General features: G+C 44.5%; 13 protein-coding genes. 11 read left to right on the forward strand and 2 right to left on the reverse strand.

The window, feature by feature from the left end:
• Nucleotides 1–3 precede the first annotated feature (3 nt).
• The 7 genes from B4V02_RS03345 to B4V02_RS26445 all read left to right on the forward strand — a co-directional run bounded on the left by B4V02_RS03345 (nt 4) and on the right by B4V02_RS26445 (nt 7,154).
• Nucleotides 4–1,170, forward strand: a complete 1,167-nt coding sequence (locus B4V02_RS03345; RefSeq protein ID WP_094153731.1) for an MGDG synthase family glycosyltransferase — start codon at nt 4–6, stop codon at nt 1,168–1,170.
• A gap of 46 nt (nt 1,171–1,216) precedes the next feature.
• A complete protein-coding gene (locus B4V02_RS03350; RefSeq protein ID WP_244188443.1) occupies nt 1,217–1,654 on the forward strand; it encodes a polysaccharide deacetylase family protein in 438 nt (145 codons plus the stop codon).
• Between the two features lie 560 nt (nt 1,655–2,214).
• Entirely contained in the window at nt 2,215–3,114 is a 900-nt protein-coding gene (gene iolE, locus B4V02_RS03355) for a myo-inosose-2 dehydratase (protein ID WP_094153732.1), read from the forward strand.
• Nucleotides 3,115–3,130: 16 nt separating this feature from the next.
• On the forward strand, nt 3,131–4,564 hold the full coding sequence (locus B4V02_RS03360) for a sugar porter family MFS transporter (RefSeq protein ID WP_094153733.1): 1,434 nt from the start codon (nt 3,131–3,133) through the stop codon (nt 4,562–4,564).
• A gap of 53 nt (nt 4,565–4,617) precedes the next feature.
• The gene (gene iolG / locus B4V02_RS03365; protein ID WP_094153734.1) at nt 4,618–5,631 is read left to right on the forward strand and encodes a bifunctional inositol 2-dehydrogenase/D-chiro-inositol 1-dehydrogenase; all 1,014 of its coding nucleotides are present in this window, start codon (nt 4,618–4,620) and stop codon (nt 5,629–5,631) included.
• A 74-nt stretch (nt 5,632–5,705) separates the two neighbouring features.
• On the forward strand, nt 5,706–6,542 hold the full coding sequence (gene iolI / locus B4V02_RS03370; protein WP_094153735.1) for a 2-keto-myo-inositol isomerase: 837 nt from the start codon (nt 5,706–5,708) through the stop codon (nt 6,540–6,542).
• 498 nt (nt 6,543–7,040) lie between these two features.
• On the forward strand, nt 7,041–7,154 hold the full coding sequence (locus B4V02_RS26445; protein WP_244188524.1) for a transposase: 114 nt from the start codon (nt 7,041–7,043) through the stop codon (nt 7,152–7,154).
• A gap of 296 nt (nt 7,155–7,450) precedes the next feature.
• Here the strand turns inward: B4V02_RS26445 and B4V02_RS03380 are convergent, their stop codons facing one another.
• Nucleotides 7,451–7,840 carry a tautomerase family protein gene (locus B4V02_RS03380; RefSeq protein WP_094153736.1) on the reverse strand — a complete coding sequence of 130 codons (390 nt, stop codon included), beginning with the start codon at nt 7,838–7,840 and terminating at the stop codon, nt 7,451–7,453.
• 27 nt (nt 7,841–7,867) lie between these two features.
• Nucleotides 7,868–8,617, reverse strand: coding sequence for a DeoR/GlpR family DNA-binding transcription regulator (locus B4V02_RS03385; protein ID WP_007432027.1), 750 nt, complete (start codon nt 8,615–8,617; stop codon nt 7,868–7,870).
• A gap of 139 nt (nt 8,618–8,756) precedes the next feature.
• On the opposite strand from B4V02_RS03385, the gene B4V02_RS03390 reads away from it, so the two are divergent.
• The 4 genes from B4V02_RS03390 to iolC all read left to right on the forward strand — a co-directional run bounded on the left by B4V02_RS03390 (nt 8,757) and on the right by iolC (nt 13,181).
• On the forward strand, nt 8,757–9,671 hold the full coding sequence (locus B4V02_RS03390) for an AEC family transporter (RefSeq protein WP_094153737.1): 915 nt from the start codon (nt 8,757–8,759) through the stop codon (nt 9,669–9,671).
• Nucleotides 9,672–9,868: 197 nt separating this feature from the next.
• Nucleotides 9,869–11,335, forward strand: a complete 1,467-nt coding sequence (gene iolA, locus B4V02_RS03395) for a methylmalonate-semialdehyde dehydrogenase (RefSeq protein ID WP_208618719.1) — start codon at nt 9,869–9,871, stop codon at nt 11,333–11,335.
• A gap of 21 nt (nt 11,336–11,356) precedes the next feature.
• Complete coding sequence (gene iolB / locus B4V02_RS03400; RefSeq protein WP_244188525.1) at nt 11,357–12,172, forward strand: 5-deoxy-glucuronate isomerase; 816 nt, start codon at nt 11,357–11,359, stop codon at nt 12,170–12,172.
• 19 nt (nt 12,173–12,191) lie between these two features.
• A complete protein-coding gene (iolC, locus tag B4V02_RS03405) occupies nt 12,192–13,181 on the forward strand; it encodes a 5-dehydro-2-deoxygluconokinase (RefSeq protein WP_094153740.1) in 990 nt (329 codons plus the stop codon).
• Nucleotides 13,182–13,204: the final 23 nt, after the last annotated feature.

Raw genomic sequence — 13,204 nt, forward strand, 5'->3', positions numbered from 1 at the left:
TCAATGAAAAAAGTAACGAAAGAAAAAATATTGATTCTTACCGGAAATTATGGAGATGGTCATATTCAAGTAGCCCAAGCACTGCAAGATGCAATGCGAATTCGATTTCCTCATATGGAACCTGTCATTATTGACTTTATGGAATGGGTCCATCCCTATGTGAATCATTTGAGTCGGATTGTTTATCTCCGAGCCGTAAAAACATTTCCCAAAGTTTATGGATATCTATATCAGAAAACGCGGAGACAAAACTCCCTAACTAATATCATAAAGACCGTTTTTTCTACAGGAATCGGACGAATGATGAAATTGATTAATGAAATACAACCAGCTATTGTAATAAGCACCTTCCCTTTGGCGGCAGGCGTGATGTCAAAGTTGAAATCATATGGCTTAATCGATATTCCTACTGTTACTACCATTACCGATCATACGGATCATAGTTTATGGATTTATCCTTATACCGATCAATATATCGTGGGTTCCACAAGTGTACGTGATTCTTTGATTCAATTAGGTGTTGAAGAGTCGCGGATTGCGGATACAGGAATCCCCATTCGGCCGCAATTTTCGCAATCCATAGAAAGAGGGAGAACAGCTAAGAAGTATGGCTTAGATCCATATATGCCTACCGTCCTTGTGATGGGAGGAGGTTGCGGCATGATTGGCGATGGAAGCTCCACTATCCGGGAATTTGATCAATTGCCACAGCCTGTACAATTCATCATTGTTTGTGGACATAATAAAAAACTTCGAATGGAATTGAGTGAGAAGTTGAAAAGTTCCAAACACCGCATCTATTTAACAGGTTATATAGATTATGTTCATGAGTTAATGGCCGTATCCGACATTATGATTACCAAACCAGGAGGAGTCACAACTTTTGAGGCGATTGCCATGGAGCTGCCAATGCTTCTGTGTAAGCCAATCCCTGGTCAAGAACAGGATAATGTCGAGTTTTTAGTTCATTCTGGGGTGGCCATTCATGCAGAGACATCTTGGGATCTAGCCGAGCGTCTATCAGAATTACTAGGTGATGCCAAACTTCTTCAGCATATGATAGAAAATACTAAACAGTTCCATCCTAAAGAGTCCGCGTTTGCATCATTAAAAGCTATTATTGAAACGGTTGAAATGAATAGAGCTAGTGGAATAAAGATATCCTCCTAGAAGAAAGGCAAGCATTGATTCATTATAGTTAAAAAGGAGCAGGATCATGAAGCAGACATTGATAATTCTCATTAGTACATTATTCGTCTATACGATTATTCCGACCCTTATGATCCGAATATTTGGAATCGGGGTTTATAAAAAGGGAACGGACGAGCAGCCCATTGCCTTGACTTTTGATGACGGCCCGGACCCAGAATATACGCCTCTTTTGCTTGATTTATTAAAGAAGCATAATATAAAGGCGACCTTTTTTGTCCTTGGTCGGAAAGCAGAGAAATATCCCGGTCTAATCAAACGAATGTACAATGAAGGACATCTTGTTGGAATCCACAATTATTTGCATTGGTCAAACGCCTTAATGAGTCCTAAGAAGGTTCGCGAGCAGGTAGACAACACGGCTAACGTCATTGATCGTATTATTGTATACCCAGCTTATAAAGCAGCGAGATTGAAGCCAATAGATGCATTGAGATACGAATAATTTTATTAACAAAAAAGATATAAGCGCTCTAGATGTCACAAAGAGCACTTATATCTTTTTTCATTTTCAACTTATATCGAAACTGAACCCTCGCCTATAACATTAAATCAACTTTTTTCGTGATGCGGCCTTCTGCATCACGAAGCAGTGTTAAGGGCGAGCGCTGAATATATGCTTCGTTAAACCAGCCTAAAGAATAAGACTTCTCTTTACGATTGCCGCAAAAGTGATAATCCAGGGCCTGTTTGTATATGTTTTTTCAGGTACTGTTGTGTATATATACATTAACGTTGATGAAAATTAACGAAAAATGATAATATTTAACCAAAATATGACCATTTCTTTATCGATAAAAACATTAAACAACAAATAAATGAGCGAGTTTACATAGAAATTAAAAAAAATAAGAAAATAAAAGAAAAAACATTGACTGAAAGCGCTTTTAATATTACTATATAATCACACAATGATCAAAAGTTAATCATTATATTATCATTCCAATGGAGGGAATTGATTCCTGGGCAATGCCTCATTTATTTTTTATCTGAAGGAGAGTGCTTATGAGACATCAAGATATCATGTGGGGGATTGCACCCATAGGTTGGCGCAATGATGACATCCCAGAGATAGGGGCAGGAAACACGCTTCAGCATTTACTTAGTGATATCGTTGTAGCCGGGTTTGAGGGAACTGAAGTCGGCGGTTTTTTTCCAGAAGCAAGCGTGCTGAATAAGGAACTTCAGCTACGCAAGTTGAAGATTGCCGCTCAATGGTTCAGTAGTTTTATTATTCGTGATGGTATTGAAGATGTGATTGGGCTTTTCCGTAAGCAATGCAGTTACCTGAATACAGTTCAAGCGAGCGCGATCGTTGTATCTGAGCAAACTTATAGTGTTCAGGGTTTAGAGAAAAATGTGTTTGCCGATAAGCCGTATTTCTCGGATCAGGAATGGGAAAGATTGTGTCAGGGACTGAACCTTTTGGGTGAAATTGCCGAGGAGTATGGTTTAAAACTGGTGTATCACCACCATATGGGTACAGGTGTTCAGACAGGCAGCGAGATCGAGAGGCTTATGGCAGGTACTGATCCGCAGCATGTACATTTGCTGTATGATACAGGCCATATCTTCGTCTCGGATGGGGATTATATGACCATATTGAACCGGCATATTGACCGTATCAAACATGTGCACTTCAAGGATGTCAGACTTCAAATGATGAGTGAATGCAAAAATGCAGAAAAATCCTTTTTGCAATCCTTCCTTAGCGGAATGTTCACAGTACCTGGAGATGGGTGTATTGATTTTACCCAGGTGTATGGCAAGTTGGTAGCTGAAGGATATACAGGTTGGATTGTCGTTGAAGCTGAGCAGGATCCGAGCATTGCTAATCCTCTTGAATACGCTTTAATAGCACGTAAATATATTGACGAAAAACTCCTTGATCAGAATTTGAATTAGGAAAGAGGTGGCCTTTATGAGAGTCGAAGCAGCTAAAAATTCTTTTCTGACCAAAATTATTTTGATTTCAACGCTGGGAGGATTGTTGTTCGGTTATGACACAGGTGTCATTAATGGGGCACTTCCTTTTATGTCTGGCAAAGACCAGCTTAATCTTACCTCTTTTACAGGGGGGCTTGTCGCCAGTTCGTTGCTGTTCGGTGCCGCTCTGGGGGCCGTTTTTGGAGGGCGTCTGTCCGACTACAATGGACGTAGAAAGAACATCATGCTGTTGTCCGTAGTGTTCTTTGCTTCAACGATTGGTTGTGCACTCGCACCGAATGTGGTAGTTATGATCATATCGCGCTTTTTGCTGGGCTTGGCCGTTGGTGGCGCTTCCGTAACAGTCCCTTCTTATTTGGCCGAGGTTGCCCCGGCTGACCGACGCGGAGGTATTGTAACCATGAATGAGCTGATGATTGTAAGTGGTCAACTGTTTGCCTTTGTCATCAATGCGATCTTGGGTACAGCATTCGGTGATACCAGCCATGTATGGAGATATATGCTTGCTATTGCGGCCCTACCTGCGCTATTCCTGTTCATCGGAATGTTTCGGGTGCCTGAAAGTCCACGTTGGCTTGTAAGCAAGAAGAGAAACGACGAGGCTCTTACTGTGCTTGCCAAAATTTCTAGTAAAGAGAAAGCTACGGAAGAGCTTGCACAGATCCAGGCGACAGTCAATCAGGAGCAAGAGGTAAAGAAAGCAGGATTCAAGGATTTGGCGACTCCGTGGGTTCGTCGTATAATGTTCCTTGGCATAGGGATTGCTGTTGTTCAACAGATTACAGGTGTAAATTCGATCATGTACTATGGCACTCAGATTCTGAAAGACGCAGGTTTTACAACAAATGCTGCTTTAATTGGCAATATTGCAAACGGTGTCATTTCAGTTCTGGCTACTTTTGTAGGAATTTGGTTACTAGGCAAAGTAGGGCGTCGTCCGATGCTGATCACCGGCCTGACTGGAACAACTGCCGCACTGCTGTTGATTGCAATCTTTTCGTCTACAATGCATGGATCAACCGCACTGCCTTACGTCGTTTTGGCTCTGACCGTTACATTCCTTGCCTTTCAGCAGGGAGCAATTTCACCTGTAACTTGGCTCATGCTATCAGAAATTTTTCCGCTTCGCTTGCGTGGTCTAGGGATGGGGTTGACGGTCTTCTTCCTTTGGATTGTTAACTTTGTCATCGGGTTATTGTTCCCGGTACTTCTTGGAAGCCTGGGACTTTCCACAACTTTTTATGTTTTCGTTATATTGGGCGTTTTGGCAATCATGTTCGTAAAAATTTTCTTGCCGGAAACCAAAGGTTTGTCTCTGGAACAGTTAGAGCAAAATTTTCGCAACCACGGAAAGAATACTGGAGGTTTGCAGGAAAGTTATAGCCCAAAAGCAGCGTCTACCGATTAAAGTTTAAATTGAAAGCGCTATATTTAATTTAGAATATCAGGAGGAATAATAATATGACTTTGAAAATTGGTGTTATCGGAACAGGTGCAATCGGTCGAGAACATATTCGTAGAATTACAAATAATTTGTCAGGAGCCACAATTGTTGCCGTAACTGACGTTAATGCAGAAGCAGCCAAGGCGGCTGTAGATAATTACAAGCTGAACGCACAGGTATTTCCTGATGACAAAACATTGATTGAGTCCGGCGGTGTTGATGCCATTTTGGTGACTAGCTGGGGTCCTGCTCATCAGCAAAGTGTTATGGCAGGTATCGAAGCAGGCAAATACGTATTCTGCGAAAAGCCGCTCGCAACTACGGCTCAAGGATGTATGGAAATTGTTCAGGCTGAAGTCAGACATGGAAAAAAGCTTGTTCAAGTTGGCTTCATGCGCCGTTATGATCAAGGCTACCAGCAACTTAAACATGCAATTGATTCCAAGTTCATTGGTGAGCCTCTGATGATTCGCTGCGCGCACCGCAACCCGGAAGTCGATGACAAATATACAACGGATATGGCGATTACAGACACACTCGTACATGAGATTGATGTGTTGCACTGGCTGGTGAATGATGATTACAAATCAGTGCAAGTCGCTTATCCGAAAAAAACAAGACACGCTTCCAGCCATCTGCGTGATCCGCAAGTCGTTACGCTTGAAACTCAGGGAGGTATCCTGATCAACGCGGAAATTTTCGTTAACTGTAAATACGGCTACGATATTCAATGCGAAGTTATCGGTGAGGAAGGTGTTGTCAAACTGCCTGAGGTGCCTAGCATTACGTTCCGTAAAGAAGCTCAGCTCGGAACACATATTTTGATGGACTGGAAGCAGCGCTTCCTTGATGCATATGACCGTGAATTGCAAGATTTTATTGATTCTATCCGCCTGTCAGGTGAGCCACAAGGTCCTACTTCATGGGACGGTTACATTGCTGCTGTTACGGCAGACGTATGTGTCAGAGCTCAGGAATCCGGCCGTCAGGAATCTGTTGAACTGGGAGAGAAACCGACCTTATACAAATAAGGAAGCAAAAAGCGACGTTCATGTTTAACGAGTCACAGAAAATCATACAAAAATGATGGAGATGAGAATGAACGATGAAACTATGTTTTAATCAAGCAACAACCCTGAACAACTCAAACCTCGTTAAAGACCTGGAATATTGTGAAAAGCATGGATATGACTACATCGAAATTCGAACAATGGACAAATTGCCAGAGTATTTGGAGGATCATTCTATTGACGATCTGGCACAATATTTCCAGTCTAATCATATCAAGCCACTGGCATTCAATGCTTTGGTGTTCTTCAACAACAGGGATGAGGCCGAATATCAGAAACTGTTGGATGAATATCGCCAAATGCTGGACACCGGCTCACGGTTGGGTGTGGAATATATCGTTGCGGTCCCCCTTGTGACCGAGAAAAAATTTACACATGCTGATATCAAGGCGAGCTCTGTCAAGGTGCTGAGAGAATTATCGGACCTGGCGAAGCCCTATGGTATTAAAATAGCTGTGGAATTCGTCGGACATCCGCAGTGTACGGTTAACACCTTCGGTCAGGCTTACGACATTGTTGAGGAAGTGGCACGTGACAATGTTGGCCTTGTGCTGGATTGCTTTCACTTTCATGCAATGGGATCGAAGCGTGAAGACCTGTTGCGATCCGATGTCTCTAAAATTTTCATCGTGCATATTGACGATACCGAAGATTTTCCGATCGGCTTCCTGACCGACGAAGACCGCGTATGGCCGGGGCTTGGAGCCATTGATCTTGACTTTATTTTTGCTACTCTTAAGGAAAAAGGTTATGATCACGTCGTTTCGGTCGAACTGTTCCGTCCAGAATACTATGAACTGGATGCGGAAGAAGCAATACGAACAGCCAAGGAAACAACATTGCAGGTTGTCTCCAGACACTATAACTTTTAACTGTCCTGAATTGAATATCAAGCTTGATGCATTCATCTAATAGCACCAAATGAGGGTGTCCCAAAAGCCATGAAATGGCTGTTTGGGACGCCCCTTGGTTTTTTGAGTAGGATGCACGTGAGCACATGGGTGGACGCTCCGCGAACGGACCGTTGTTCCAATCGCTGTTGTCCCCAGATTTTATTTATTCTCCTTAGCGGTGAAAATCAGGGGACAAAGGCGACCGCTGCCGCGACAGTTATCACCCTAAAATGCTCACCAAAGTCATTATCTACGCCTACACTCAGCGCACCTATTCCTCCGGTAATGCGACTTTTATGCGCATGAAAGAAGACCACATGCGAAATGGACAGCTGAAACCGGGTTACAATGTCCAGATCGGAACGGAGAATCAGTTTATTAGCCTACGGTGTCCACCAAAGACCAACGGATACCCGCTGCTTACAGCCGCACATGGAAAAAGTTCGTCAGATCCCAGATAAGCCTGGAAAGGCTACGATGTTTGGCCAACTGAAAAACAACCGGGGGTTCCGGCGCTTTCTGCTTCGAGGGCTGTCAAAAGTGACGCTTGAGGTCGGCTGGCTTTCCCTTGCCCATAATGTGCTGAAGTAAGCTTCAGTGGATCAAAAACACGAGGCAGCGATTCTCCCGTTATTGGAGAATCGCTGCCTCGCTGTCCTTATATGACTTCTAGAATAACTAGGGGCTGTTTCTTTTGTAGAAATCTACTTATGAGACAGCTCCTTTGCTTTAGATTAGTGTGTCTGACCCATTATGTTCCTTAAATGCAGGGGATAAGCGATGAAGGGTCCAGAAAACGGAATGGGCTGGCTCTGATGAAAACAGTATGGCCTCCGTCTTAGGGACGAAGGCCATACACCCAATAATGACTTATGAATCTATAAAGTCTATAGTTCTCCGGTTAAAAATTGTGCTCGTCCATATCCGAAGCTCCAGTCATCAGTGCCGTTCTCGACAATGGATATCATCACGTCGCTAGGGGCAATACCGCATTCCCGCTCTAGACGCTCGACCAGAAGTTTGTACAGCAGCTTCTTTTGTTCGGGTGTTCGCTCTTTGCTCACAACACTAATGATAACGACCTCGGGGGTGCGTTCAAAGCCCAGACCGGTATCTTCGATGATCATCTCGTGCGGAGCGTGCTGATGCACAATCTGGTACCGGTCTCTGACAGGAACGTCAAAGGCTTCAACCATTGCAATGTGAGCGGCATCCAGAAGTTTTTTTAGTTCCTCGGGGCTACGTCCTTCGATAACATCAAACCGCAATAATGGCATATTGTTTTCCTCCTATAATGAGTGGGATTAGGATGTTTTGACTTCAATATTATGCGCTGCGCAAAAAGCTTGGAACTGATTTGTAAGTGGATTAGAAGAGACAATTATGTCTACATCCTCAAGCGAGGCGTAGGTCAGTAATGTTGATTTACCGAACTTGCTTGAGTCTGCAAGCAAAATCAATTTTTCCGCCTTTTGAGCAATAATCTTCTTAATCTCGAACTCCAGTAAATCCGAGTTGGTAAGTCCGTGAGTTATGCTGACTCCTGTTGCCGCCATAAACGCTTTGTTCACATTATATTTGTCCAGCATGCGAGGTTCGTCTATACCAACAAACGATTTGGTCTTTTGTTTAAATGTATTGCCGATAACCAGTAGATTGACTAAGGGGAGTTCAGCAGCACCGTTAATGATATCCAGACTGTTTGTCAGTATCGTGAAAGAAATGTTAGTGGGAAAGTATTTGGCCATATGGCAAGTAGTTGTGCCGGAATCTATAAAGATCAGGTCATTTTCCTCAATGCAAGAGGCAGCCAAATGCGAAATGCCATTTTTTTCGAACGAATGCTTGCTTCCCCGGTTTTCAAACGGAATAGGATCTGTGGTAGAGGCAACTCCTCCATACACTTTTTCAATAGAACCTTTGCGAACAATCTGGCTTATATCCCTCCTTATCGTATTTTTGGAAACATCGAATTTTTGGCACAGCTCATCCAAGGTGACATTCTTATGAGAGTGAACGTACTCTTCAATATCCTGTAATCGTCTAGCTTTCATAGCATTCTCCTGTTAAATAAATTGATATAATTAATATAAAATAATACCAACATATAATCAACACATTATTAATAATAGACAAAAACATTACAATCAACTTATGATATTTACGTTATAATTTATGGAGGGAGCTGCCACAATGCTGGAGATTTTGATTCATGAAAATATGATCTTGTTGACTTACATGGCGATTGGATTTCTTGCCTTCAGGTTAAAGTTGCTGCATACGTCTCACATGGAGGGGCTGTCCAGAGTGTTGCTAGGCATTTCACTGCCAAGTGCCATTCTGTATAGCCTTCAAATTCCCTTTTCTAGAGAATTGTTGCGTGATATCGGTATCACTTCAATCGTTGCTGTGGCTATATTGTTCTCAACCCTCGCTATCGGCAGCTTGTCAGCGAGGCTGCTCGGAATAAAGACTGGGGAACGAGAAGTATGGGTGGGCTGCTGCGTATTCTCCAGTATCTTGTTTATTGGAATGCCGATTGTGGAGGCGATGTACGGAGAGCGAGGGCTTGTTATACTCGTGACCTACAATGCGATATACAATGTTGCGCTGTTCAGCATGGGAGTACGCATTTTCTCGGCGGATAAGGCCAGTACGGTGTCGCTTGCAGGAGTGCTGCGCAATCCCGCGATTATAGCGACCGCTGTAGGATTTGGCATGTTTTTTCTGAACGTCAGGCTGCCTGGTCCTCTGCTTGATGCAAGCAAGTCGCTTGGAGGATTGACTGTGCCGATTGCAATGATGATGACAGGGGCGATGATCGCCAGCAGCAAGCTAGGATCACTGCTACGCAGCAAGCGGGTGTATCTCTTCAGTCTGGTGCGCCAGATTGTAGTCCCTGTGATACTCCTGGTGCTGTTCAAGTCAATACTGGAGGAAGGAGTACTGCTGGGCATCGCCTTTTTGGTCAGCGCCATGCCTTCCGGTGCCTCTAACTCTGTATTCGCTGAAACGTATGGAGGTAGAGGTCGCGAAGCTTCACAATATGTTGTGATGTCAACTTTAATTTCCATCTTCACCATACCATTGTTGTTCTTGTTGGTGTGATGATTTGTCAATAGACATGTATCGAATCAAAAAAATGATCACATTTAGTTTTTTAATTAGGTTGACGGTTACTTTTTTATCGGATATCATAAAAACATAACCAAGATATAATCAAAAATTGAGTTTGAGTGACAAACTGCCCCTACAATTAGTAATCATATTCAACATGGGAGAGGAGCTTGACGATGTCCACAACAATGAACACAGCGGCAAGAAAATTAAAGAACTATATTGGTGGTAAATGGGTAGAAAGCCGGGCGACTAAATATGAAGGCGTTTACAACCCGGCGACCAAAGAATTGATTTGCGAAGTTCCATTGTCAACGAAAGAAGATATGGAGTATGCGGTGCAAGTTGCGAAGGAAGCGTTCGAGAAATGGAAAAAAGTCGCAGTCCCAAGACGCGCACGGATTCTGTTCAATTACCAGCAGCTTCTTCTGAAACACAAAAACGAACTGGCTCGCCTGATTACGATTGAGAACGGCAAAAGCCTTCAGGAAGCACTCGGCGAGGTGCAGCGCGGAATTGAGAACGTCGAGTTCGCCGCAGGAACGCCTTCCCTGATGATGGGCGATTCACTGGCAACCATTGCAACAGATGTCGAGGCAACCAATTATCGCTATCCAATCGGAGTCGTAGGCGGAATCGCGCCATTCAACTTCCCGATGATGGTACCATGCTGGATGTTTCCAATGGCGATCTCGCTGGGTAATGCATTTATTTTGAAGCCTTCCGAGCGTACTCCGCTCCTTACCGAGAAAATTGCTGAACTGTTCACTGAAGCGGGATTACCTGCCGGTGTGTTCAACATTGTATACGGGGCTCATGATGTCGTAAACGGTATTCTGGAAAATCCCGAAATTAAAGCGATTTCATTTGTTGGCTCCAAGCCGGTCGGCGAGTATGTGTACAAGAAAGGCAGCGAGCACCTGAAACGGGTGCAGGCGCTGACAGGAGCGAAGAATCATACGATTGTCCTGAATGATGCCAACCTGGAAGATACAGTAACGAACGTTGTGAGTGCTGCTTTTGGTTCCGCCGGAGAACGCTGCATGGCCTGCGCGGTTGTCACTGTGGAAGAGGGAATCGCTGATGAGTTTATTGCTCTACTCAAGGAAAAAACACAAAACGTGAAAATGGGTAACGGTCTGGATGACGGTGTATTCCTCGGTCCGGTCATCCGTGAAGAGAACAAAGAGCGTACCATCCGCTACATTGAGAAAGGCGTCGAAGAAGGAGCACAACTGCTGATTGACGGTCGTGACCGCTTGCTTGAGGATGGCTATTTCGTTGGACCAACCATTTTTGAAGGTGTAACAACCGATATGACGATCTGGAAAGAAGAAATTTTCGCTCCGGTATTGTCTGTAATCCGGGTGAAGAACCTGAAGGAAGCTGTGGAAATCGCGAATCAATCGGAATTTGCCAATGGAGCATGCCTTTTCACAACGAACGCTCACTCCATTCGCTACTTCCGTGAAAATATTGATGCAGGGATGCTGGGTATAAACCTTGGCGTACCGGCTCCGATGGCATTTTTCCCGTTCTCGGGCTGGAAATCTTCCTTCTATGGCACACTTCATGCCAACGGTAAAGACAGCGTAGACTTCTACACTCGAAAAAAAGTCGTAACTGCACGTTATACAGAACCTGAATTTGAGTAATACTGGAGGGATTCAGTCGTGATCAGTCATTTGTTGCGCAAGCCCAATCAAGTTCAACAAAACGATGTTACAGTTGTTCATCAATTAATGACGCAAGACACGGAGCTGGAATATGTCGGCTTCAAAATGATTGATCTCAAAGCGAACGGACGCCATGAAGAAGTGCTGATAGATCAGGAATGCTGTATTGTTGCCCTTACAGGCAAGATCACCGTTACCGAAGGCAAGCATGTTTTCGAAGGAATCGGAACGAGACAGAGTGTTTTTGAGAAAAGACCGACAGACAGCGTGTTCGTATCCGGCGGAAAAAGCTTCACGATTGAAGCGGTAACGAATGCAACCGTCGCCCTGTGCTACGCTCCTGCTCTGATGCCGCTCCAGACAAGGTGGATCAAGGCCGAAGACGTCGGCGTTGAGCACCGCGGGAAATATCAGAATAAACGCATGGTTCACAACATTTTGCCGGATAACGACCCATCCGCAAGCAGCTTGCTTGTCGTGGAAGTGTATACAGAGGGGGGCAATTTCTCCAGCTACCCGCCGCACAAGCACGATCAGGACCGTCTGCCGGATGAATCGTTCCTGGAAGAAACCTACTACCATGAGATAGAGCCGCATGCCGGATTTTTATTTCAGCGGGTATACACAGATGACCGGAGTCTGGATGAGACAATGGCTGTCGAACATCGGGATGTGGTTATTGTACCGGCCGGATATCATCCGGTAGGCGTACCAGACGGGTATACATCCTACTATTTGAACGTTATGGCAGGCCCTAGGCGCATTTGGAAATTCCACAATGACCCGGATCATGAATGGATTCTGGATCGGAAATAACCGAAAGGAGCGGAAAAGTATGAGCAATGGAGCAAACAGCGCCAAAAAGTTCGATTTTATTGCGATTGGAAGGGCTTGTATTGATCTAAATGCCGCCGAATACAATCGGCCGATGGAAGAAACGATGACATTCGTCAAGTATGTTGGAGGTTCCCCTGCAAATATTGCAATCGGGGGAGCGCGGTTGGGACTGAAAGCAGGGTTTATCGGCAAAATCGCTGATGACCAGCATGGGCGTTTTATCGAGAAATATATGAGTGATGCCGGAATCGACACTTCCCAGCTTGTTGTAGATCAGGAGGGCCACAAGACAGGACTTGCCTTCACGGAAATCAAAAGTCCCGAAGAGTGCAGCATCCTGATGTACCGCGACGATGTGGCTGACTTGTACTTGCGTACAGATGAAGTGGACGAGGAATATATCCAACAGGCAGGCATGCTGCTTGTCTCAGGCACGGCCCTTGCACAAAGCCCTTCCCGCGAGGCGGTTCTCAAAGCGGTTCAACTGGCTAAACGCAATGGTGTAAAAATTGTATTCGAACTGGATTATCGTCCGTATACGTGGAAAAACAAAGAAGAAACGGCCGTATATTATTCGATAGTAGCGGAGCAGGCAGATATTGTCATCGGGACCCGAGACGAATATGACGTGATGGAGAACAGCGAAGGCGGCTCCAATGATAATACCATCAGCTATCTGTTCGGACATCGTCCGGAAATTATCGTTATTAAGCATGGCGTTGAAGGATCATATGCATATACCAAATCCGGCGAAGTATTCAGGGCGCAGGCGTACAAAACGAAAGTGCTCAAAACGTTCGGTGCTGGCGACTCGTATGCCTCAGCATTTCTGTACGCCCTGATTACCGGCAAGGATATTGGGACTGCGTTGAAATACGGCAGCGCCTCCGCTTCCATTGTAGTCAGTAAGCACAGCTCATCGGAAGCTATGCCGACGGTGGAAGAGATTGAGGAATTGATTTCCAATCAGCCTGTCATCCATTCCTGATATCGTGATAACACTTCAATAAA

Origin of the sequence: Paenibacillus kribbensis, from assembly GCF_002240415.1 — a bacterium.
GTDB classification, from domain to species: Bacteria; Bacillota; Bacilli; order Paenibacillales; family Paenibacillaceae; genus Paenibacillus; species Paenibacillus kribbensis.